14 protein-coding genes are annotated in these 21,688 nt (G+C 70.4%); 4 read left to right on the forward strand and 10 right to left on the reverse strand.

The genetic code is table 11. The annotated features are described in order from the left end of the window. Positions 1-12: 12 nt before the first annotated feature. From WIX39_RS11230 to WIX39_RS11240, 3 genes are read right to left on the reverse strand one after another with little or no spacing between them, the layout of a single operon-like run. The gene (locus WIX39_RS11230) at positions 13-1,482 is read right to left on the reverse strand and encodes a rhomboid family protein (protein WP_106935322.1); all 1,470 of its coding nucleotides are present in this window, start codon (positions 1,480-1,482) and stop codon (positions 13-15) included. Between the two features lie 27 nt (positions 1,483-1,509). Next, a complete protein-coding gene (argH, locus tag WIX39_RS11235) occupies positions 1,510-2,907 on the reverse strand; it encodes an argininosuccinate lyase (protein WP_081265842.1) in 1,398 nt (465 codons plus the stop codon). A gap of 31 nt (positions 2,908-2,938) precedes the next feature. Continuing rightward, positions 2,939-3,094, reverse strand: a complete 156-nt coding sequence (locus WIX39_RS11240) for a hypothetical protein (RefSeq protein ID WP_234383002.1) — start codon at positions 3,092-3,094, stop codon at positions 2,939-2,941. On the opposite strand from WIX39_RS11240, the gene WIX39_RS11245 reads away from it, so the two are divergent. The 3 genes from WIX39_RS11245 to WIX39_RS11255 are packed head-to-tail and all read left to right on the forward strand — an operon-like array spanning position 3,039 to position 6,060. After that, on the forward strand, positions 3,039-4,046 hold the full coding sequence (locus tag WIX39_RS11245) for a sensor histidine kinase (RefSeq protein WP_234382887.1): 1,008 nt from the start codon (positions 3,039-3,041) through the stop codon (positions 4,044-4,046). The genes WIX39_RS11240 and WIX39_RS11245 overlap by 56 nt on opposite strands. After that, positions 4,043-4,798: a LytR/AlgR family response regulator transcription factor gene (locus tag WIX39_RS11250; protein ID WP_081265843.1), complete on the forward strand. Its 756-nt coding sequence runs from the start codon at positions 4,043-4,045 to the stop codon at positions 4,796-4,798. The genes WIX39_RS11245 and WIX39_RS11250 overlap by 4 nt, the downstream gene beginning before the upstream one ends. Further along, complete coding sequence (locus WIX39_RS11255) at positions 4,795-6,060, forward strand: AI-2E family transporter (RefSeq protein ID WP_106935321.1); 1,266 nt, start codon at positions 4,795-4,797, stop codon at positions 6,058-6,060. Before WIX39_RS11250 ends, WIX39_RS11255 begins: the two co-directional genes overlap by 4 nt. Before the next feature lie 212 nt (positions 6,061-6,272). On the opposite strand, the gene WIX39_RS11260 is transcribed toward WIX39_RS11255, so the two are convergent. Continuing rightward, positions 6,273-6,797 (reverse strand): GNAT family N-acetyltransferase, encoded by a 525-nt coding sequence (locus tag WIX39_RS11260; RefSeq protein WP_409195047.1) that lies wholly within the window; start codon positions 6,795-6,797, stop codon positions 6,273-6,275. Positions 6,798-6,846: 49 nt separating this feature from the next. Between WIX39_RS11260 and WIX39_RS11265 the strand changes: the two genes are divergently transcribed. Next, the gene (locus tag WIX39_RS11265) at positions 6,847-7,770 is read left to right on the forward strand and encodes a LysR family transcriptional regulator (protein WP_106935319.1); all 924 of its coding nucleotides are present in this window, start codon (positions 6,847-6,849) and stop codon (positions 7,768-7,770) included. Positions 7,771-7,780: 10 nt separating this feature from the next. On the opposite strand, the gene WIX39_RS11270 is transcribed toward WIX39_RS11265, so the two are convergent. The 6 genes from WIX39_RS11270 to ppc form a co-directional block, all read right to left on the reverse strand. Beyond that, the gene (locus tag WIX39_RS11270) at positions 7,781-9,037 is read right to left on the reverse strand and encodes an MFS transporter (protein ID WP_081265847.1); all 1,257 of its coding nucleotides are present in this window, start codon (positions 9,035-9,037) and stop codon (positions 7,781-7,783) included. Positions 9,038-9,206: 169 nt separating this feature from the next. Next, positions 9,207-9,752, reverse strand: coding sequence for a hypothetical protein (locus tag WIX39_RS11275; protein ID WP_106935318.1), 546 nt, complete (start codon positions 9,750-9,752; stop codon positions 9,207-9,209). Then, positions 9,749-10,150 carry a GFA family protein gene (locus WIX39_RS11280; protein ID WP_106935317.1) on the reverse strand — a complete coding sequence of 134 codons (402 nt, stop codon included), beginning with the start codon at positions 10,148-10,150 and terminating at the stop codon, positions 9,749-9,751. The genes WIX39_RS11275 and WIX39_RS11280 overlap by 4 nt, the downstream gene beginning before the upstream one ends. A 63-nt stretch (positions 10,151-10,213) precedes the next feature. Then, positions 10,214-18,394, reverse strand: coding sequence for a GH36-type glycosyl hydrolase domain-containing protein (locus WIX39_RS11285; RefSeq protein WP_409195048.1), 8,181 nt, complete (start codon positions 18,392-18,394; stop codon positions 10,214-10,216). Continuing rightward, positions 18,391-18,609 (reverse strand): hypothetical protein, encoded by a 219-nt coding sequence (locus tag WIX39_RS11290; protein ID WP_081270055.1) that lies wholly within the window; start codon positions 18,607-18,609, stop codon positions 18,391-18,393. The genes WIX39_RS11285 and WIX39_RS11290 overlap by 4 nt, the downstream gene beginning before the upstream one ends. A gap of 167 nt (positions 18,610-18,776) precedes the next feature. Further along, complete coding sequence (gene ppc, locus WIX39_RS11295) at positions 18,777-21,620, reverse strand: phosphoenolpyruvate carboxylase (protein WP_409195049.1); 2,844 nt, start codon at positions 21,618-21,620, stop codon at positions 18,777-18,779. Positions 21,621-21,688: the final 68 nt, after the last annotated feature.

The following is a 21,688-nucleotide window of genomic DNA, read 5'->3' on the forward strand; positions in this document are numbered from 1 at the left end:
CGTCTGTCGTGTTCAGGCGCGCTGCAGGGCGCGCGTCACCATGTCGTTGGGCGCCAGGCGCAGCAGGTCGGGCAGCAGGCTCACGGCACGGTCGCGTTCGCCCGCGTGCAGCAGGCCGTTGGCGCAGGCCGAGAGCGTGTTGGGCAGCTCGGCGTGGTCAGGCGCCGTCTTCAGCAGGATGCGGCAGAGCTTGTCGGCGTCTCCGAACTCGCGAATGCGCGCGAAGCGGCGCGCGAGCCGCGCCATGTCGTCGGGCTTGAGGCGCGCGCCGGGCCTGGCCTGGTCGAGGTAGGTCTTGTAGCTGGCGTGCTGCAGCGCGAGCGTGGCTGGGTCGGTGGCGGGCAGGCGGAAGATGCGGCGCGCGGCATGGTGGAAGTCGTCGCTCGCGGGCTGCAGCCGCGCCGTGTTGAACCAGGCGCGCAGCGTTCCGGCGTCGCCGGGGCGCAGGGCGGCGGCGGCGCGCCATTCGGCGCAGGCGCGGTCGAACTTCATCGCGGCGCCGTATTTCTGCGCGGCGGCCACGTGCTCGTCGAAGCGGTCGGGCTGGGGGGCGGAGGCCGCTTCGGGGGCCTTCACGCGGCGCAGCAGCAGCGCGCCGGCCATCAGCGCCGCACCGGTCAGCAGCCCGCCCAGGTGGGCCATGTACGCAATGCCCTGGCCGCCCAGCCAGTGCTGCATCAGCTCGTTGGCGATCCAGGCCGGCAGCAGCAGCAGGGCCGGTGCGGTGACGTAGTTGAAATAGAAGAACAGCTGGTAGAAGAAGCGGATGCGCCTCAGGCGGTACATCACCGCGTACATGCCCATCAGCGCGGAGATGGCGCCCGAGGCGCCGAGCCCGTAGCCCTCCTTGCCGGCATAGGCCCAGCCGGCCAGCAGCGATGCGCCGACGGCGCCCAGCAGATAGAACGTCAGGTAGGTACCGCGGCCGAGTGCCAGTTCGACCGAGAAGCCGAACAGGAAGAGGAACAGCATGTTGCCCAGCAGGTGGCCGGTGCTGCCGTGCAGGAAGGCGGCGGTGATCCAGGTCCAGGGCTTGAACTCGGCATCCTTGCTGTAGTCCTGCGACCAGCGCGCGGTGAAGGGCGCGGGCAGCATCGCCTCGTAATGCTGGCGGTCGCGCTTCCATTCGTCGTACCGCGGGTTCGCGGGCTTGACGATCTCGTCGGCTCGCAGTTTCGCCAGGAACTTCCTGTCGTTCTGCAGGCCTTCCAGCAGCTGCGCATAGGCCTCTTCATGCGGCAGCATGCGCCGGGCCAGCTTGCCGCGCTTCGGGTCCGTCTTTTCCAGCCATTCGACGAAGGGCGGCAGCTCCAGCGCGGGCAGCACGCTCTTGACGTAGTACTCGGCGGCGCGCTCCCGCGCGTTTTCCTCGCTGCGCTGCGGCCCCCAGAACACGATCATGTTCAGGAGGATCAGCAGCACCGTCATCCACGGTGGGTTGCGCCAGCTCGGTCTGTTCTCGAGCGGGATGGCGTAGAACACGGTGCCGCTTCGGTCGCGATCAGCCGATCAACCGAGACGGGCGCGGTGGCGCGCCACTTGCGCCTTCACCTGAGCCGGGGCGGTGCCGCCCAGGATGTTGCGCGCGTTCAGCGAGCCGCGCAGGCTCAGCACGTCGTACACGTCCTTCTCGATGCTCGGGTTGAACTGCTGCAGCACGGCCAGCGGCAGCTCGGCCAGGTCGACCTTGTGCGAGGTGGCGGCCTTCACGGCATGGGCCACGGTCTCGTGCGCGTCGCGGAAGGGCAGGCCCTTCTTCACCAGGTAGTCGGCCAGGTCGGTGGCGGTGGCGTAGCCGCGCAGCGTGGCGGCTTCCATGGCCTCGGGCTTCACGGTGATGCCGCCGATCATCTCGGCAAAGATGCGCAGGGTGTCCTTGAGCGTGTCGACGGTGTCGAACAGCGGCTCCTTGTCTTCCTGGTTGTCCTTGTTGTAGGCCAGCGGCTGGCCCTTCATGAGCGTGATGAGCGCCATCAGGTGGCCGACCACGCGGCCGGTCTTGCCGCGCGCCAGCTCGGGCACGTCGGGGTTCTTCTTCTGCGGCATGATCGACGAGCCCGTGGTGAAGCGGTCGGCGATCTGGATGAAGCCGAAGTTCTGGCTCATCCACAGGATGAGTTCCTCGCTCATGCGGCTCACGTGCACCATGCACAGGCTGGCCGCGGCGGTGAATTCGATGGCGAAGTCGCGGTCGCTCACGGCGTCCAGGCTGTTCTGGCACACGCCGTCCATGCCCAGCGTCCTGGCGACCAGTTCGCGGTCGAGCGGGTAGCTGGTGCCGGCGAGCGCGGCGGCGCCCAGCGGCAGGCGGTTGACGCGCCTGCGCACTTCGCCCATGCGCTCGGCGTCGCGGCTGAACATTTCCACGTAGGCCAGCATGTGGTGGCCGAAGCTCACCGGCTGCGCCACCTGCAGGTGGGTGAAGCCCGGCAGGATCACGTCGACGTTCTTCTCGGCGATGTCCACCAGCGCCTTCTGCAGGTCGACCAGCAGGTCGCCGATGAGGTCGATCTCGCCGCGCAGCCACAGGCGCACGTCGGTGGCGACCTGGTCGTTGCGGCTGCGGCCGGTGTGCAGGCGCTTGCCGGCGTCGCCCACCAGCTGGGTCAGGCGGGCCTCGATGTTCAGGTGCACGTCTTCGAGGTCGAGCTTCCATTCGAAGGCGCCGGATTCGATTTCGGCGCGAATCTGCGCCATCCCGCGTTCGATCGCGGCGTGGTCCTGCACGCCGATGATCCCCTGCGCGGCCAGCATGCCGGCATGGGCCAGGGAGCCTTGGATATCGGCCTGCCACAGGCGCTTGTCGAAGAAGACGCTGGAGGTGTAGCGCTTGACGAGGTCGCTCATTGGTTCTGAGAACAGTGCCGACCAGGCTTCGGATTTCTTGTCGAGTTGGTTTTGGGTCATGGGAGCCGTCCAGGAGGCAATAATGGGTTGGTCACCCGATGTAACTGATGTCCGCGATGCGCAACCCGGCGATTTTATCGGCCAGCTCTTCCACCACGTCCCCGCCATCGCCGGAGAGGGCGCGCAATGCCTTGCGCGGGGTGCCTTCGCTGTTCGACGCCTGCCGCATCGGCGTGGTGCTGCGCACGGTGGTGTTCGTGGAGGCGGTGGTGGCCATCGCCACGCTGTTCGTGGTTTCCTCGCCGGCCGAGTGGCTGGTGCAGGCGGCCACCGTTACCGGGGGTGCCTTGCCCGCGACGCTGCTGTGGCTGGTGGCGGCCTGCGGGCTGAAGAAGCCGCTGCGCCGGCTGCCGCGCCACTGGCAGTACGCTGCGGGCGGGGCGCTCGGTGCCGTCGCGGCGCTCTATGGCTGCGGGCTGCTGCGGCTCACCGGGGTGCTGTCGAACGCGCCCTGGCTGGCCAGCGCGCTCACCGGCGCGCTGTTCGCGGGGCTGGTGATGGCCGCGATGGTGCTGCGCGCGCAGGGGCAGACGCCCGCCGCCACCACGGCCCGGCTCGAGGAGCTTCAGTCGCGCATCCGCCCGCACTTTCTGTTCAACACCCTCAACAGCGCCATCGCGCTGGTGCGCGAGGAGCCTGCCAAGGCCGAGACCATGCTGGAAGACCTGGCCGAGCTGTTCCGCCAGGCGCTGGCCGACCCGCGCGAATCGTGCACGCTGGCCGACGAGATCGCGCTGGCCGAGCGCTACCTGGCCATCGAGCAGGTGCGCTTCGGCGACCGGCTGCGCATCCGCTGGGACCTGGACGCCGCCGCCAGCAAGGCGCGGCTGCCGCCGCTGCTGCTGCAGCCGCTGGTCGAGAACGCCATCAAGCACGGCGTGGAACCCAGCCCCGAGGGCGCCAGGCTGCGCATCCGCACCGAGCGGCGCGGCTCCATGGTGGTGATCGAGGTGGTCAACAGCCTGCCGCCGCTGCGCTGGGCCGACCAGCCGCTGCCGCGCGGCCACGGCATTGCCCTGGCCAATGTGAGAGACCGCCTGCGCCTGCTGCACGACATGCAGATGCAGTTCAGCGCAGGCATGGACCAGAAAAACTACCGGGTGCGCATCGCCATTCCCGCAGAGACTGCTGAATCATGAACACGAGCACACTGAAGACACTCATCGTCGACGACGAAGCCCTGGCCCGTTCGCGCCTGCGCACCTTGCTGCGCGACTGCAGCTCGCCCGGCGCCGAGGTGGTGGCCGAAGCCGCGCAGGGCGCCGAAGCGCAGCAGCAGCTGGCCACGATGGCGCTCGACCTGGTGCTGCTCGACGTGCACATGCCCGGCATCGACGGCATCGAGGTGGCGCGCGCGCTGCGCAGCCGGGCCGACGCGCCGGCGGTGGTTTTCGTGACGGCGCATGCGGCCCACGCAGTGACGGCCTTCGACCTCGACGCGGTCGACTACCTCACCAAGCCCGTGCGCGCCGAGCGCCTGCAGCAGGCGCTGCAGAAGGCCGAGCGCTTCCTGAAGGAGCGCCGCGCGCTGCAGGCCGAAGCCGCGCCGGAAACCGTGCTGATCCAGGACCGGGGCCGCGCCGAGCGCGTGCCGCTGTCCGAAGTGCTCTACCTCAAGTCCGAATACAAATACCTCACCGTGCGCACCGCCACGCGCAGCCACATCCTGGACGGCTCGCTCAACGAGTTCGAGGAGCGCTATCCGCACCGCTTCCTGCGCGTTCACCGCAATGCGCTGGTCGCGCGCGCAGCCATTCGCGCGCTCGAGAAATACGACGACGGCGAAGACGCCGAGGGCTGGGCGCTGAGGCTCGACGCCGTTCCCGAGCCCGTCGCGGTGTCGCGGCGCCAGCTGGCGGCCGTGCGCGAAGTGATCAAGGAAGCGCGATGACCGGCGAGCGCGACGCATCCGCGGGCGAAACCCCGAAGCCCGTGCCGGAGCCTCCGGCCGCCGAGCCGGCGCTGGCCGCGGCTGCGGTGCCCGCGCCGGAAGCCGCGCCGTCCCCCGAAGCGCCGGCCTCCTCGCCCGCGCGAAAGCGAGAGCGCGAGCGCCTGATGCTGCACATGCCCGTCGACGTGCGCAGCGCCTCGCTGGTGGTGCTCGCGGTGCTGGCCAGCGTGTTCGCGCTGCAGTGGGGGCAGGCCGTGTTCATTCCGCTGATGCTGAGCCTGCTGCTGACCTACGCGCTGTCGCCGCTGGTCGACCTGCTGCATCGCTGGAAGCTGCCGCGCTGGGTCGGCGCGGCGCTGATCCTCATGGGCTTGTTCGGCGGGCTCGGCTGGACCGGCTATTCGCTGTCGGGCAGCGCTTCGCAGCTGCTCGATTCGCTGCCGGTCGCCGCGCAGAAGCTGGGCCAGGCCATGCGCCGCGACAAGAACGCCAGCGCCACGCCGCTGGAGAGCGTGCAGGCCGCCGCCGCGCAGCTCGAGAAGGCAGCCGAGGAAAACTCGGCCAAGGTCGCCTCGCGCCGGGGCGTGGCGCGCGTCATCATCGAGCGGCCCGGCTTCAACGTGCGCGACTACCTGCTCAGCGGCACCGTCGGCCTGCTGAGCGCGATGGGGCAGCTCACGCTGGTGGCCTTCCTCACCTACTTCGCGCTGTGTTCGGGCGACACCTTCCGCCGCAAGCTCATCAAGATCACCGGCTCCAGCCTGCAGAAGAAGAAGGTCACCGTCCATGTGCTGGACGACATCACCCGCAACATCGAGCGCTACCTGCTGGTGCAGATCCTGGTGAGCGTGGTGGTGGGCGTGGCCACCGGCCTGGCGTTCTGGGTCATCGGGGTGGAGAACGCGGCCGTCTGGGGAATCATCGCGGGCGTGACCAACCTCATTCCGTACATCGGCTCGGTGATCGTGCTGGTGGCGGCGGGGCTGGTGGCCTTCCTGCAGTTCAACAGCCTGCAGATGGGCATCGTGGTGGCCGGCGTTTCGCTGGGCATCCACACGATCATCGGCAACCTGCTGATGCCCTGGCTCACCAGCCGCACCAGCCGCATGAACCCGGTGGCGGTCTTCGTGGGCGTCATCTTCTGGGGCTGGCTCTGGGGCATCTGGGGCCTGTTGCTGGGCATACCGATCACCATGGTGATCAAGGCGATCTGCGACCGGGTGGAAGATTTGCAGCCGATCGGGGAGCTGCTGGGGGAATAGGCCGGGGCGGCCCTGCGCCCGGCGCACAGTTCCCGCGAGGTGGGCGAGGGCGGCGCGCGACGCCCAGCCGGTGCGGCGCCACCACGTCGGCCAGCGCGGTCGAGTAGACCGACGAATCGGCGATGGCGCAGAGTACATGCAAAGGCTCGCGAGCATCGCGGCCATCATCACCCGCGCGCGGGCGCGGCGGTCTCTTTGGCCATGCGCCAGGCTCAGCTCAGCGCGCGCTGCATGAGCACGGTGTCCACCCACTGGCCGAACTTGAAGCCCACCTCGCGCAGCACGCCCACTTGCTCGAAGCCCAGGCTGCCGTGCAGCCGCTGCGAGCCCAAGTTGGCGCTGTTGCCCACGCACGCGACCATCTGCGTGAAGCCGCCGGCGGTGCAGCGCTCGATCACGGCGCGCAGCAGGGCGGTGCCGATGCCGTGGCCGTGCATGCCCTGCGCCACGTACACCGAGTCTTCCACCGTGTGCCGGTAGGCCGAGCGCGCGCGGTAGGCGGTGGCGTAGGCATAGCCGACCACCTCGCCGCATTTCAGCGCGACGAGGTAGGGCAGGCCGCGCGCGGCCACTTCGGCGCGGCGCGCTCGCATCTGCTCGACGGTGGGCACTTCTTCCTCGAAGGAGCACAGGTCGTGCAGCACGTAGTGGCTGTAGATGGCCTGCACGGCGGCCATGTGATGGGGCTCGGCGTCGATGACCGCGACGGCGGTGGATGCGATGGATGGCGATGACATGGGCTCGATCTTGACGACCGATCATCGATAAGTGAAGCTTGGGTGAGCTATACGGGGCATAAGGAATACTTTGGAAAAGACGCTCAACCTCGACCAGCTCCGCTCCTTCGTGCTGGTCATCGAAACGGGGAGCTTCTCTGCCGCCGCCGACCGGCTCGGCATCTCGCAGCCGGCCGTGAGCCTGCAGGTGCGCCAGCTCGAACGCCGGCTGTCGGTGCGCCTGATCGAGCGCGTCGGCAAGCGCGCCAAGGCCACGCCGGCGGGCATGGAGCTGCTGCGCCACGCGCAGCACATCGGGAGCGCGGTGGAGAACGCGGTCGATGCACTGGCAGACCATGCGAGCGGCGTCACGGGCCGTGTGCGGCTGGGCACGGGCGCGACGGCCTGCCTGCATTTCCTGCCGGCGGTGCTGCGCACGCTGCGCGAGCAGTTCCCGGCGCTCAGCGTGGTGGTGAGCACGGGCAACACCGAAGACCAGGCGCGCAAGGTCGAGGAGAACAGCCTCGACCTCGCGCTGGTCACGCTGCCCGCCGCGGGCCGTGCACTGGCCGCCATGCCGGTGCTGGAGGACGAGTTCGTCGCCATCGGCCGCGCGGATGTCGCGCCGCTGAAGGCGCGCGTGGCGCCGGCCGACCTGGGTGCGTTGCCCCTCGTGCTGTTCGAGCCCGCGGCCAACACGCGCAAGCTGGTCGACCGCTGGTTCGCCGCCGATGGCCTGCAGCCGCAACCCGTGATGGAACTGGGCAGCGTCGAGGCGATGAAGGAAATGGTGGCGGCGGGGCTCGGCTATGCCATCGTGCCGGGCATGTCGATGGCGGGGCGCGGCGCCCATCCCGAGCTGAAGACCAGCCGGCTGAACCCCCGCATGCACCGCACGCTGGCCGTCGTGCTGCGGCGGGACAAGCCCGTGAGCAAGGCCTTGCGCGTGGTGCTCGATGCCATCGTGGCGGCCGGCAAGCCCGGCCGCCGCTAGGCGCAAGAAATTATTCCGGAATCGCGGCCAGCGGCGCACCGCCGCGCGCACGGCCCAGCGTGCCGACGATCAGCGCTGCGACCAGCACCAAGGCGCCGCTGAGCACCATCGCGCTGGAGATGCCGTGGTTGTCGACCGTCACGCCGCCGATCAGCGCGCCGGAGGCGATGGCCACCTGGAAGCCGCTCACCAGCAGCGCCTGGCCGGCTTCGGGTGCGTCGGGCACGGCTTCCATCATCCAGCCGGTGAGCGCCACCGGGATCAGGCCGAAGGCCACGCCCCAGATCACGACCACCACCGCGCCCGGCACGAAGCCGGTGCCGATCACCGTCGACAGCAGCAGCGCCGTCGCGAGCATCAGCGCCGCCAGCAGGGTGGTGGCGCGCACGCTGCGTGCCACCAGGCTGCCGCCCAGGAAGGTGCCGATGAAGCCCACCGCGCCGTAGACCAGCAGCAGCGTCGACACCGAGTTGGGCGCGAGGCCGAACACCTGCTGCAGCAGCGGCTTCAGGTAGGTGTAGGCCGCGAAGTGGCCGGCGATGAAGAACAGCACCGCGAGCAGCCCGACCTGCGCCATGCGGCGCGTGAGCGGCGTGAGCAGGTCGCGTGCGCCGATGGCGCGCACCGGCGGAATCGCGGGCAGCAGCCACAGCTGCACCAGCAGCACCACCGTGGCGAGCGCGCCCGTCACCGCGAAAGAGGCGCGCCAGCCGAACAGCGTGCCGAGGAACGACCCCGCCGGCACGCCGAGCACGGTGGCGGCCGACACGCCGGCCAGCACGTAGGACATGGCCCGGGCCTGCGCAGCATGCGGCACCAGCTGCGTGGCGGCGGCCGGCGCGAAGGTCCAGAAGCCGCCCACGCACAGGCCGAGCAGCAGGCGCGCGACGAGCATGGTGGCGAAGTTGGGCGCGAAAGCGGCCAGCAGGTTCGACGCGATGAGCAGCGTGGTGAGCGCGATCAGCACGGTGCGCCGGTCGAGCTTGCCCGAGGCGACGATCAGCGCCGGCCCGGCGAAGGCGGCCAGCACGCCGGGCATCGTGACCATCAGGCCGGCCGTGCCGTCGGAGACGTTGAGGCCGCGCGCGATGTCGGTCAGAAGGCCGATGGGCATGAACTCCGTCGAGACCATCGCGAAAGTGCCGACCGCGATGGAGCCGACCGCGAGCCATGCGGAGCGGGTGGCCGCCACCGCTGGCGCTGCCGGGGCCGCCGGCACTGCGCAGACGTCGTCGATGCACGGGTTGCTGCTGGGTGAATTCATCATGGAATGCTGTCCTGGAGACGCACCGGCGGCGCACGCGCCAATGCTGGTAAGAGGGCATTGGAGTGTGCGAGGCGTCGCCTTCCCGACAAAGGGGCCGGCCGGCAGTAGTCAGTTTCCCTGCGGCGAACAATCGGGGGTCCTGGTGGCTATCGCCACCCGGTTGCAGGCCTCAGGCCTCTGCGCGCAGCACGCGCCCGTCGGCAATGAACGAATCGCCGATCAGCACGCGGAAGGCCGTGCCCTCGGGAAAGCGCGGCCGTGCCAGGGCCGGGGACAGGAATTCGATGGCCAGCGATGCAGGCAGCCCGCGCTCCAGTGCGTCGCCGGGCGGCACCACCCAGCGTGCCGAGAAGCCTTCCTTGTCGAGCACCAGCGCGCAGCGGTATTCGCCCGGCGCCACCGGCACGTCCTGCGACGGGATGGCCGGCTTGCGGAAGGTGAGCTCGACCAGCGCATGCGGCGTGAAGGTGCCCAGCGTGTCGAAGCTCGGAGGCGCATCGGTCACCGGCCTGGGCGCGCGGCGCGGCCGTTTGCCGATGAGCCACGCTATGACGTTGCCGATGATCGGCACCCACAGCACCATCAGCAGCGTGGCGATGTCGCGCGTGGTGCTGCCGGGCGTTGCGTAGTGCCGCACCACCGCGCCGCCGACGGCCACGCACAGCAGGATGGCGACGATCAGCTTGCGCCGGAACTGGATCCTGGTGGTGCTCATGGCTTGGGCGGCGCCGCTTCCGGGTAGGAGGGAATATCGGTTTCGTGGTCCAGCCATGGTTGCTCGTGCGAGGTCCAGATGTGCATCGACGGCCGCTCGCCCGGGTCTTCGTCGAGCGAGCCCACGCGCAATATCACCTGCGGCTGCGCCACCCATTCGGCGATCAGCTGCGTGCCGCAGCGGGTGCAGAAGTGGCGCAGCTTGCCGGGCGTCGATTCGAAGGAGCCGATCGCTTCTTCGCCCGCGGTCCAGCGGAAGTCGCCGCGGTCGGCGCGCGCGGTGGTGGTGAAGGCCGCGCTGTGCGCCTTGCGGCAGGTCTGGCAATGGCAGTGGACGATGGGGCCGGCGAGGCGCGTGGCCTCGTACCGGACGGTGCCGCAGAGGCAGGAGCCCTTCATGGCTTTTCCTTTATCGGTCGCAGTGTGGGGGTGGGTTGCGAGTCTAGGCCAGCGCGGGCACCGTCAGGCCACGCGCAGCACCGCGCCCGCCGGCAGCGCCTGCCAGTCGATCCATTCGCCGGCCGCCAGGTGCTGCGTCGGCGCTGCGGCGCCCGGCACATCGCCCCATTGCAGCGTGAGCGCGCGCGCGCCCAGCCGCAACGCGATCTCGAAGCCCGGCCAGTGCGCCGGCACGTGCGGTGCCAGCGAAAGCAGCCGGCCCTTCACGCTCAGGCCCAGCAGCGACTCCACCGCCGCGCGGTGCAGCCATGCGGCCGAGCCGGTGTACCAGCTCCAGCCGCCCCGGCCGAGGTAAGGCGCGGAACCGTAGATGTCGCCCGCCATCACGTAGGGCTCCAGTTCGTAGGCCGGCCCGCGCACGGGATGCCGCGCGCGGTGGGCGGGGCTCAGGCCCTCGAAGCTCTGCCATGCCGCCTCGTGGTCGCCCTGGTGGGCCTGCGCCATCAGCGCCCATACCGCGCCGTGCGAATACTGGCCGCCGTTCTCGCGCACGCCCGGCGGGTAGGCCTGGATGTAGCCGGGGTTGTTGGGCGAATTGGCGAAGGGCGGTGTCAGCAGCCGCAGCAGGCCGGCCGGCTCGTCGTGCAGCAGCTTCTTCAACGACGCCATCGCCGGTCCGGTGTGCGCATCGTCCGAAGCACCCGAGAGCACCGACCATGCCTGCGCGATCAGGTCGATGCGGCACTCGTCGTTGGCCGACGAGCCCAGCGGCGCGCCGTTGTCGAAGAAGGCGCGGCGGAACCAGGCGCCGTCCCAGCCGGCGTCGTGCAGCGCGGCGATCCAGCCGCTGCGCGCGGCCGTCCAGCGCGCGGCGCGTTCGTGGTCGCCGCGTGCCTGCGCGAGGGGCGCGAACTGCGCCACCACGCTGCACAGGAACCATGCGAGCCACACCGATTCGCCGCGGCCTTCGTTGCCGACGCGGTTCATGCCGTCGTTCCAGTCGCCGGTGCCCATCAGCGGCAGGCCGTGCACGCCGGTCTTCAGGCTGCGGTCGATGGCGCGCGCGCCGTGCTCGTAGATGCTGGCCGTCTCGCCGCTGCGCTGCGGGGCGTAGTAGGCGTCTTCGGCACCGTCCGGGATGGCGGGGCCTTCGATGAAGCCGGCGGTCTCGTCGAGCAGCGAGGCGTCGCCCGTCACCTCGACGTAGTGCGCCGACGCATAGGGCAGCCACAGCAGGTCGTCGGAGAAATGCGTGCGCACCCCGGCACCGCCGGGCATGTGCCACCAGTGCTGCACGTCGCCTTCGGGAAACTGCCGCGCCGCGTTCAGCAGGATCTGCTCGCGCAGCCGCGACGCATCGGTGAGCGCGAAGGCCATCGCGTCCTGCAGCTGGTCGCGAAAGCCGAAGGCGCCGCCGGCCTGGTAGAAGCCGGCCTTCGACCAGAGCCGGCAGGCCAGCGTCTGGTACACGAGCCAGCGGTTGACGAGCGCGTCGAACAGCGGATCGGGCGTGCGCACCTGCAGCCGGCCGAGCAGTTCGTCCCAGAAGGCGCGCACCTGCGCCAGTGCCTCGGGCACGTCGCGCTGGCGCCAGCGGCGTGCGAGCGCGAGTGCGGCCTCGGCGTTGTCGGCGTGGCCCAGCACGAAGCTGAAGCTCGCCGTCTCCCCCGCCGCCACGACGAATTCGCCGCCGATGGCCGCGCATGCGTCGAGCCCGCTGCCCGCGCGCTGGCCCAGTGCGTCGGGCACTTCGACGATGCCGCGCCCGGCGAAGAACTCGTTGCGGTCGCAAGTCCACTGCGTTGCACCGGGCAGGCCCGCGAGCAGCAGGAAGGCCGCGCTGCCGCCGAAGCCCGCGCTCGACTCGCGCTGTTCGCCGAACACGGCCGGCTGGTCCTCGGGCTTCCAGCAATGCACGGTGCGGCGCTCGCCGCGTGCCGCGCCCATCTGCCACTCGACCATCGAGAGCGCGCGCAGCCTGCGCTGGCCGCCGCCCTCGTTGCGCACGCGCACATGAACGATCTTCACGGCCTCGTCGCGGTCCGCGAAGAAGGTGGTTTCCAGCATGAGCGGACCCTGGCGGCACTCGAACACGGTGTAGCCCTGGCCGTGCCGCACCCGGTGGCGCGACTCGCCGTCGCCGCTGCCTGCGGGCGTGAGCGGCAACATCTCGCGGGTCGCCACGTCCTGCAGCAGGTAGTGTTCGAAGGCCGGGTCCTGCACCGGGTCGTTCGACCACGGCGTGACCTGGTGCATGCGGCTGTTGCCGGCCCAGGTGAAGCCGGTGCCCCACTCGGACACCTGGAAGCCGAAGTTCGCGTTGGCGATGACGTTGATCCACGGCCGCGGCGTGCGGCGGTCCGGGCCGACCTCGAAGTGGAACTCGCCCGTGGCGGCGTCGAACTCGCCGGTGGGCGCGCCGGCAGAAGGCGCGGCGGCGGTGTGCGACAGCAGCGGCACGCCGCGCGGGGCGGCGGCATCGTCGGCGGCCGGGGACGTGTCGTTGCGGGCCTCGTTTCGGGCCTCGTGCAGCGCCGCCACCTGCATCTCGAGCGAGCGCCCCTCGGCCGTGAACACCACCCGCGCCAGGCTGGAGAGCGCGGCCTTCTCGGAGGGCACCACGTCCTGGTCGCGCAGCAGGTAGAAGCCGGCCGTGTCGTTGCGCGGAAAGCTGTTCTGCGTCTGCTGCGCCACGCGCGAGCGCAGCGTCTCTATCTCGCGCTGCAGCGGCATCAGGTAGGAGTTGGGTTCGCCATTGAGCACCACCAGGTCGCAGGCCACGCCGCCGAAGCCCCACCACGGCTGCGCGCGCAGCAGCGTGTTGATCAGCCCCATGCCGATCATCGAGTGGATGTGCACCAGCACGATGGGCTTGTCGCCCGAAATGCCGAAGCGCCAGATCTGCCGCAGGTCGATCAGCCCGCGGTCGCTCATGACGCGCGGCGTGGTGTAGGTGAGGATGGTCGTCAGGTCCTGCAGCGCCACGTTCTGCGCGGGCGCGATGCTCAGGTCGCGCAGGCGCACCTGCGCCAGCGTGGCGGCCATGCGGGTGGCGCGCTCCACGTGCATGGGCTGCATGTAGCGGTCGATGCCGGGCATCAGCGCCTCGATGCTCTGCGCGGCGGCGGTGGCGAAGCTCAGGCGCGCGGTGGCGCCCGGCGCGAGCGACAGGCGCACGCGCAGGCAGGCGATGGGGTCCAGGCCGTTCACCGGCCGGCCGTTGTGCGCGAGCGGTTGCGCATCGAGCGCCGGATCGGCCAGCGAGCGGTTGCGGCCGATGAAGGCGCGCCGGTCGGTCATGCAGTCGACGGACAGCACATTGGCGTCCACCGAGGCCAGGAAGTGCGCGGCCGCGGCCACCGCGTCGCCGTGCAGGCGCGGCTTGCGCGACATCAGCAGCGCGCGCCATGCCGGCTCCCAGCGCGACTCGACGAACAGGTTGGCGAACGCCGGATGCGCCTCGTCGGCCTTGGGGTTCGACAGCACCGGCTCGAAGTACGACAGCAGCTCGAGCGTGCGTGTCTCGTCGCCCGCGTTGTGCAGCGTGATGTTGCGCAGCTCGGTGTCGTCTTCCGGGCTGATGAGCACGGTGGTGCGCACCTGCAGGCCCGGGCCGGTGGCGTCGAACTGCACCTGGTCGGCCAGGAAGCGGGTGCGGTAGCGCCAGCCGTCGCCGGGGGCGGGCAGGGCGGTGAGGGAGGTCAGCGTCTGCCGGCCCTCGTCGCGCAGGTAGAAGAAGGTGCCGTAGCTGTCGCGGAGCGGGTCGTCGCGCCAGCGCGTGACGTTGAACGCATGCCAGCGGCTCACGCCGGCGCCGTTGGCCCGCAGGGACACGGTGTAGCGGCCGTTCGACAGCAGGTGCGTGGGCTGGAAGCCGGGCGCCATCGGGTCGACCACGCGGGGCTGGAACAGCGGCGCCAGCTCGGCCTGGCCGGGCTCGGGCGGGGTTCGCGGGTCGGCGCTGCCGATGATCTGGCGCGGCGTGCGTTCGTGCAGCAGCGACTCGTGCGCCTGCACCAGCGCGGCGCTGCCGAACCAGCGGCGCGGCGCGTCGGCGCACAGCAGGTTGCACAGCGCCACCAGCGACATGCCCTGGTGGTGCGCCATGAAGTTGCGCACCACGGTGAAGTCCTGGCCTTCGGTCTGGCGCGAGACGGTGAAGTCGACTGCGTCGTGAAAACCGAACTCGCCGCGCGCGCCGAGCGATTCGAGCAGCTCCAGGTTGACCACCGCCGCCTCGGGCGCGAACGGCGCCGCCATCGCGCTGGCATAGGGCGCCACGACACGGTCGGCCGGCGGCGTGCGCCGCAGCGCCAGGCGCGGCACGCCGAAGGGCGAGTACTGGTAGGCCAGCGAATGGTCCTGCCCGAAGTAAGCCGACTCCGAGACGCCCCACGGCAGGTTCTGCGCGCGGCCGAAGGCCTGCTGCTCTGCGATGGCGGCGACGTTGGCCACCTGCAGCAGGCCATCTTCGGGCTCGGTCATCACGAGCGCGGGCATCACGTACTCGAACATCGAGCCCGACCATGATTTGAGGCTGGGCTGGAAGCCCACCAGCAGGAAGGGCCGGCCCAGCGCCATCCAGTGGCGGCGCGGCACGTCGCCCTTGGCGATCGCCAGGAAGCTCAGCAGACGCGATTCCGAGGCCAGCAGGTCGTAGTAGCTGGCGTCGAGCGCGTTCTCTTCCACGCGCAGGCCGATGTGGAACAGGTGGCGCTTGGCGTCGTAGAGGCCGCTGAAGTCCATGCCGTCGTGCAGCAGGTCGCAGCGAAGGGCCAGTTCCTCGAGCGCGGCCGCTTCCTGCGGCTGGCCCCCTTCGGCCGCGAACGCGCGGCAGGCCTGCGCCACCGTGACCAGGTGGCCGGCGAAGTTGCCGCTGTCCACGCTCGACACATACCGGGGCGGCAGGGGCGCGAGCGTCTGCGTGTCGTACCAGTTGAAGAGGTGGCCCTCGTGCTTCTGCAGGCGATCCACGGTGTCCAGCGTGGCCGAGAGGCGCGCCAGCAGCGCGGCGGTGTCGATCCAGCGGAACTCGCGTGCGCAGCAGGCGGCGAGCAGGTACATGCCGATGTTGGTCGGCGATGTGCGGTGCGCGATGGTGGGCTGCGGTTCCAGCTGCAGGTTGTCGGGCGGCAGGTGGTTGTCCTCCGGGCCCACCACGTGCTCGAAGAAGCGCCAGGTGTCGTGCGCGAGCTTGTCGAGGTAGGTGCGCTGCCCGGCGCTGAGCGGGTCGGCCGCCTTCGCTTCGACGCGGCTGCTCCACCAGGCCGCCACGGGCGCAAGCGCCCACAGCAGGAACAGCAGGGGGCCGACCACCGGGTAGGCGCTCCAGTGCGCGGCCACCGCGAGCACGAGGCACAGCACGCTGCTCACGGCCTCCTTGCGCAGGAACGGCGCCAGTTGCTGGCTGGCCTGCGCCTGCGCCTGAGCGGCCGTGGTCCATTCGAGCAGGTGCCGCCGGCTCACGACCAGCCGCCACGTCGCGCGGAACCAGGCGTCGAGCAGCAGCCGCGTCTGCGCACCCAGTTGCACGAACTGCCATGCAGCGCCCGCCATGGAGCGCAGCAGCTCGACCGCGCCCACGTCGAAGAAGTGGCGCAGCTCGATGGCGCGCCGCGTAGGCACCAGCCCGGCCAGCGCGCCGAGCAGCGGGCCGAGCATGAGCGCCGAAGCCACTGCCGCCAGCGCCCAGCCCAGCGGCACGGCCTGCGTGAAGATCACCAGCGCGAGCAGCGCGAACGAAGCCGGCACCACCAGCGAGCGGCGCAGGTTGTCGCTCATCTTCCACAGCCCCAGTGCGTCGATGCCGAAGCGGTGGGCGCGCCACATCAGCGGCAGCAGCTGCCAGTCGCCGCGCACCCAGCGGTGAACGCGCGACGCCGCGACGCCGGCATGGTGCGGATGGTCCTCCACGAGAACCACGTCGCTCACCATCGCGCAGCGCGCCACCGTGCCTTCGAGCAGATCGTGGCTGAGCACCGCGCCGTCGGGCAGGCGGTGGTCGAGCGTGGCGTGCAGGGCGCGCACGTTGAGCAGGCCCTTGCCGGTGAAGGAGCCGCTGCCGAACACGTCCTGGTAGATGTCCGACGCGCCGCTGCCATAGGGGTCGAGGCCGCACTGCCCCGCGAACATCCAGTGGTACGGCGAGCGCTCGTTGCGCATAGGGAACGGTGTGACGATGCGCGGCTGCAGGATGCCGAAGCCCGCGACCACGCGCCGGCTTCTCGCATCGACCTCGGGCGCGTTGAGCGGATGGGCCGCGATCGACACCAGGTCGCGCAGCGCGCCGGGCGGCAGGCCGGTGTCGCTGTCGAGCGTGAGCACGTAGGGCGTGCGGCCGGCGGCGAGCTGCTGGCCCGGCGCGAGCGGCAGGAAGCCGCTGGCGTCGCCGGCCGCGAGCAGGCGAACCAGCATCTCGAGCTTGCCGCGCTTGCGCTCCCAGCCCATCCAGCGCTGCTCGGTGTCGCTCCAGGTGCGCGGGCGATGCAGCAGCAGGAAGCGCAGTGCGGCGCCTTCGGCCGGCGGGTACTTGGCGTTGAGCGCGGCGATGCGTTGCAGTGCGTCTTCGAGCAGCGGCGTGTCGGTGGGCAGCAGGGCCTGCGCGGCGTCGGCCCAGTCGGTGAGCAGCGCAAACTGCGCGTGGGCTTCGCGGTTGGAGAGCCAGTGCAGTTCGAGCCGGTGGACCAGCTGCGCGTTGCCGGCGGTCGAGCTCAGCAGCGTGGGAATGACGACGAGGGCGCGGTGCCGTTCGGGAATGCCGGCGGCGAAGTCGAGGCGCGGCAGCGCCTGCACGCGCACCGATTCCGCCATGATGCGCTGGGCCAGCGCGATCAGCGCCTCGGACAGCGGCCACGCCAGCAGCACCAGCGCCAGGACGGTGGTCCAGTCTTCGCGGTGCGGCAGGCCGTGCACCACCCAGGCCAGCAGCAAGGCGGTGCCGAGGGCCACCGAGCCCACGTAGACGGGCAGGCGCCAGCCGCGGCGGCCCCGCGGCCGGCCCAGTCGCTCCGCGCGCGGCGCGGCGCTGCCAGCCGGGCTGCCTGCCTGCAGCGCGGCGATCAGCGAGGGGCGGCCCTGGCCGAAAAGGTAGTAGCCCGCGGTGCCGTCGGCCCGGCCGGTCTCGGCCCCGGCGTCCTCGGCCGGCGCGGCGGCGGCCAGCCGCACCACGGCCTGCGCCACTTCGCGCTCGGGCCGCTGGGTGCCGCGCGCCACCTGCTCCATCGCATGCGTGATCTGCTGGCGCGTGATCTCGCTTTCGTTCGCGAAGCTCGGCAGCTCGCGCAGCACGCGCAGCGAACGGCTCACCGGCTCGATCAGGTCGCTCCACTCGACCTGGCCGATCATGCGCAGCGTGGTGATGATGTTGCCGACCGTCAGGTTGGCGGCCGCCTGCGCGTTCTGCGCCTCGCCGATCAGCGCCGGGCCGTTGGGGCAGTGCTGTTCGGTCCAACGCACCAGCGCGGGCGTGTCGTCGGTGCGCTCCACTGGCAGGCGCTGCCACAGTTGCGTGAGGTAGTTGTCCTGCAGGCCGTGGCTCTGCAGCGCGCGGTAGAGCACGTCGAGGTCCTGCTCGGAGAGCTTGGCCGCGCCGTCCCACGCGGCATGCGCGACTTCGCGCGCAACCTTGTTCTCGGCGATGCTCTCGGCCATGCGCCGCAGGTTCTCCAGCAGCACCACGCGCAGGGTGGTGGGCAGCGCCCAGAGCTCGCCGAGCGTCAGTTCGTCGACGTCCTGGTAGGCATTGAGGAAGGCGGTGAACAGCGTCTTGTTGAGCACGCTGTCGGTGTGGGCCACGTAGGCCCAGGCAATGCCGTACACACGCGGCAAGCCCGCGAGCGGCGGCGAGGCCAGCTTGGGCAGCCGCGCGTAGTAGCTGCGCGGCACGCCGTCATGGATCTGCTGCAGCTGCGCCTCGACCAGGTGGAAGTTGTCGAGCAGCCATTCGGCGGCCGGCGACACGTAGCGTCCGCTGAACGATGTCAGCGCGATGTAGTCGAAGGCGCTGCGCAGCGAGGCGAGGTTCTCGTCCACGCGCGGAAAAAAAGCCGCGGCCTGGTGGGTGCTGCGGTGGTCGTCTTCCACCACCTGGGCGCGGGCCAGGCTGTGGCCGTGCTGTTCGAAGCGTTGTGCGCCGAAGAGTTCGGCGCGGATCGGAGGCGCTACCGGGTCGTGCGGGCCCAGCAGGAGGGTACGGGCGTAGTGACTGAGCCCCTCGAGGCGGTCGACAACGGCTGCGGCGCTCAAGTGAGGGAAAGCAGGCCGACGCCCAGGACGACTGCCACGCAGGCCATCGTCACGATCCGGCCGGCAGCCAGCGCGCGCACGCGCTGCATGTGGCTGCGCACCGAGAACCATCGCCCGTGGGCACGCGCGCAGTGGCGCATGTGGGAAGCCAGCGCTTCGAAATCGCTGCCGACGAAATCGATCTGCGAATGGGTAAGGGACTGCGGGACGGGCATGGCAACGGGCTCCTTTTGACGACTTCGAGCTGCCGCGCAATTGCGAGAACTTTGAACGTGCCCGACCGTACGCCTTTAAATGACCTTACGGGTGCCTCATTGCCGCGTGTTCACGTAGGAAGGGGCGCACAAGGCGCCCCTTTCGACAGCGAAGCGCCGCTGCGTTGTCAACCCGTGTTGCGCAGCCCCGCCGCCACCCCGTTGATCGAGATGTGGATGCCGCGCTGCAGCCTCTCGCCGCCGTCGCCCGCGCGGTAGCGGCGCATCAGCTCGACCTGCAGGTGGTGCAGCGGGTCGATGTACGGGAAGCGGTGGCGCACCGAGCGCTGCATCTCGGCATTGCCCTCCAGCCTCTGCTTCGCGCCGGTGATGAGCGTGAGCGCGTCCGACGTGCGGTGCCATTCGGCATCGATCATCGAGAACACCTTCTGGCGCAGCTTGCGGTCGGTCACCAGTTCGGCATAGCGCGAGGCCAGCGCGAGGTCGCTCTTGGCCAGCACCATGTCCATGTTCGACAGCAGCGTGCGGAAGAACGGCCACTGCTCGTACATGCGCTGCAGCAGCGCCTGGCGCTCCTTCCTGCCGGCGGCGTTGCCGGCAGCCGCCAGGAACTGCTCGACGCCCGAGCCGAAGCCGAACCAGCCCGGAATGGTGAGGCGGCACTGGCCCCAGCTGAAGCTCCAAGGCACCGCGCGCAGGTCGTCGATCTTGTGGCTCGGGTTGCGCGAGGCGGGGCGCGAGCCGATGTTGAGTTCGGCGATCTCGCGGATGGGCGTGGAGCCGAAGAAGTAGTCGCCGAAGCCGGGTGTCTCGTACACCAGCTTGCGGTAGGCGGCCATGCTCGCCGCCGAAAGCTCGCCCGCGGCCGACAGGAAGGCGGCGGGCGCCAGCTTGCCCTGCGGCAGCAGCGTGGCCTCCAGCGTGGCGGCCACCAGCGTCTCGAGGTTGCGCCGGCCGATCTCGCGGTTGGCGTACTTCGAGCCGATGACTTCGCCCTGCTCGGTCAGCCGGATCTGCCCGCGCACCGTGCCGGGCGGCTGCGCGAGGATGGCCTGGTAGCTCGGGCCGCCGCCGCGTCCCACCGTGCCGCCACGGCCGTGGAACATGCGCAGGCGGATCGGGTTGGCCTTCTTCTTGTTGAGCTCGTCGAACAGCGCCACCAGCGCGATGCCGGCGCGATACAGCTCCCAGTTGCTGGTGAAGATGCCGCCGTCCTTGTTGCTGTCGGAGTAGCCGAGCATCACGTCCTGCTCGGCGCCCGAGCGTTCGACCAGCGCCTGGATGTTGGGCAGCGCATAGAAGGCGCGCACGATGGGCGCGGCGTTGCGCAGGTCTTCGATGGTCTCGAACAGCGGCACCACGATCAGGTCGCAGGTCGCGTTGCTGTTCATCGCGCCGCGCAGCAGGCCCGCTTCCTTCTGCAGCAGCAGGGCTTCGAGCAGGTCGCTCACCGTTTCGGTGTGGCTGATGATGTAGTGGCGGATGGCCGCCGCGCCGTAGCGCGCGCGCGCGGCGCGGGCCGCGGCGAAGATGGCCAGTTCGCTCCTGGCGAGCGGCGAGTAGTCGGCGTCGGGCACGCGCAGCGGGCGGGCGTCGTCGAGCAGCTTGAGCAGCAGCGTCTGCTTGGCCTCTTCGGCCAGCGAGGCATACGAGGGCTCGATGCGCGCGGTGGCCAGCAGCTCGGCGATCACGGCCTCGTGCTTGTCGGAGCTCTGGCGCAGGTCGACCGTGGCCAGGTGGAAGCCGAACACTTCCACCGCGCGGATCAGCGGACGCAGGCGCGGCGCCGCGAGCACGCTGCCGTGCTTCTCGTCGAGCGATTCCTCGACGGTGCGCAGGTCGGCCAGGAATTCTTCGGCGGTGGCGTACGGGTTCTGCGGCGCGACCGCGTGGCGCGCCGCCTCGCCGCCGCTGAGCTCGCGCAGCGTGGCCGCCAGGCGCGCGTAGACGCCGGTGAGGGCGCGGCGATAGGGCTCGTCCTTGCGGTGTTCGCTGGTGTCGGGCGAGCGCTCGGCCAGCGCCTGCATCTCGACCGTCACGTCGACCAGCGTGGCCGACAGCGACAGCTCGCCGCCCAGGTAGTGCACTTCGGTGAGGTAGTGGCGAAGCGCCAGTTCGCTCTGGCGGCTGAGGGCGTAGTTGAGCGTCTCGGCGGTGACGTTCGGGTTGCCGTCGCGGTCGCCGCCGATCCACTGGCCCATGCGCAGGAAGGGCGCCACCGAAGGCGCGTGGCCGCCCTGGGCCAGCGCCTTCTCCAGGTCGGCGTACACGCGCGGAATCTCGCGCAGGAAGGTTGCTTCGTAGTAGCTCAGCGCGTTCTCGATCTCGTCGGCCACGGTGAGCTTGGAAAAGCGCAGCAGGCGCGTCTGCCAGATCTGCGTGACGCGGATGCGCATCTGCGTTTCGTTCTCCGCGAACTCGATTGGCGAGAGCGCGTCCTTGCCGCCGGCGTAGGCGCTCTGGCGCAGCTTGATTTCGTCGCGCACGGTGAGCAGCTGCGCGATGGCGCGCTCGGCGTCCAGGATGCTCTTGCGCTGCACTTCGGTCGGGTGCGCCGTGAGCACCGGCGACACATAGCTGTGGGCCAGCGAGGCCACGATCTCGTCGGGCTTCACGCCGGCCTTGCGGATGCGGGCCAGCGCGGTCTGCAGGTCGCCTTCGGCGGTTTCGCCGGCGCGCTCGGCTTCGGTGCGGCGGCGGATCTGGTGGCGGTCTTCCGCCAGGTTGGCCAGGTGGCTGAAGTAAGTGAAGGCGCGAATGACGCGCACGGTTTCCGCGGCGCTCAGGCCCTTGAGCAGGTTCTTCAGCGCGCGGTCGGCGGCGTGGTCGGCGTCGCGGCGGAATGCCACCGACAGCGTGCGCACCTTCTCGACAAGCGCATAGGTTTCTTCGCCCTCCTGCTCCCGGATCACGTCGCCGAGGATGCGGCCCAACAGTCGGATATCGTCGATCAGCGGCTGGTCTTCGGCCTGGCGGCGCTTGGGAGGAGCAGTTGTCTTGCTGGCTTTCATTCGATTTTTTTCCTGGTCTTGAATGGGTGCGCCGCCTGCGTTGTTGCGGCGCAACATGCTAGCATTCC

This window comes from Variovorax sp. AB1(2024) (assembly GCF_037482385.2).
Taxonomy (GTDB): domain Bacteria; phylum Pseudomonadota; class Gammaproteobacteria; order Burkholderiales; family Burkholderiaceae_C; genus Variovorax.

Coding starts and splice junctions, on each gene's coding strand:
- argH (WP_081265842.1), bottom strand. CDS start 2,907: ATGACCCAAAACCAACTCGACAAGAAATCCGAAGCCTGGTCGGCACTG.
- WIX39_RS11250 (WP_081265843.1), top strand. CDS start 4,043: ATGAACACGAGCACACTGAAGACACTCATCGTCGACGACGAAGCCCTG.
- WIX39_RS11255 (WP_106935321.1), top strand. CDS start 4,795: ATGACCGGCGAGCGCGACGCATCCGCGGGCGAAACCCCGAAGCCCGTG.
- WIX39_RS11260 (WP_409195047.1), bottom strand. CDS start 6,797: ATGTCATCGCCATCCATCGCATCCACCGCCGTCGCGGTCATCGACGCC.
- WIX39_RS11270 (WP_081265847.1), bottom strand. CDS start 9,037: ATGATGAATTCACCCAGCAGCAACCCGTGCATCGACGACGTCTGCGCA.
- WIX39_RS11275 (WP_106935318.1), bottom strand. CDS start 9,752: ATGAGCACCACCAGGATCCAGTTCCGGCGCAAGCTGATCGTCGCCATC.
- WIX39_RS11280 (WP_106935317.1), bottom strand. CDS start 10,150: ATGAAGGGCTCCTGCCTCTGCGGCACCGTCCGGTACGAGGCCACGCGC.
- WIX39_RS11290 (WP_081270055.1), bottom strand. CDS start 18,609: ATGCCCGTCCCGCAGTCCCTTACCCATTCGCAGATCGATTTCGTCGGC.
- ppc (WP_409195049.1), bottom strand. CDS start 21,620: ATGAAAGCCAGCAAGACAACTGCTCCTCCCAAGCGCCGCCAGGCCGAA.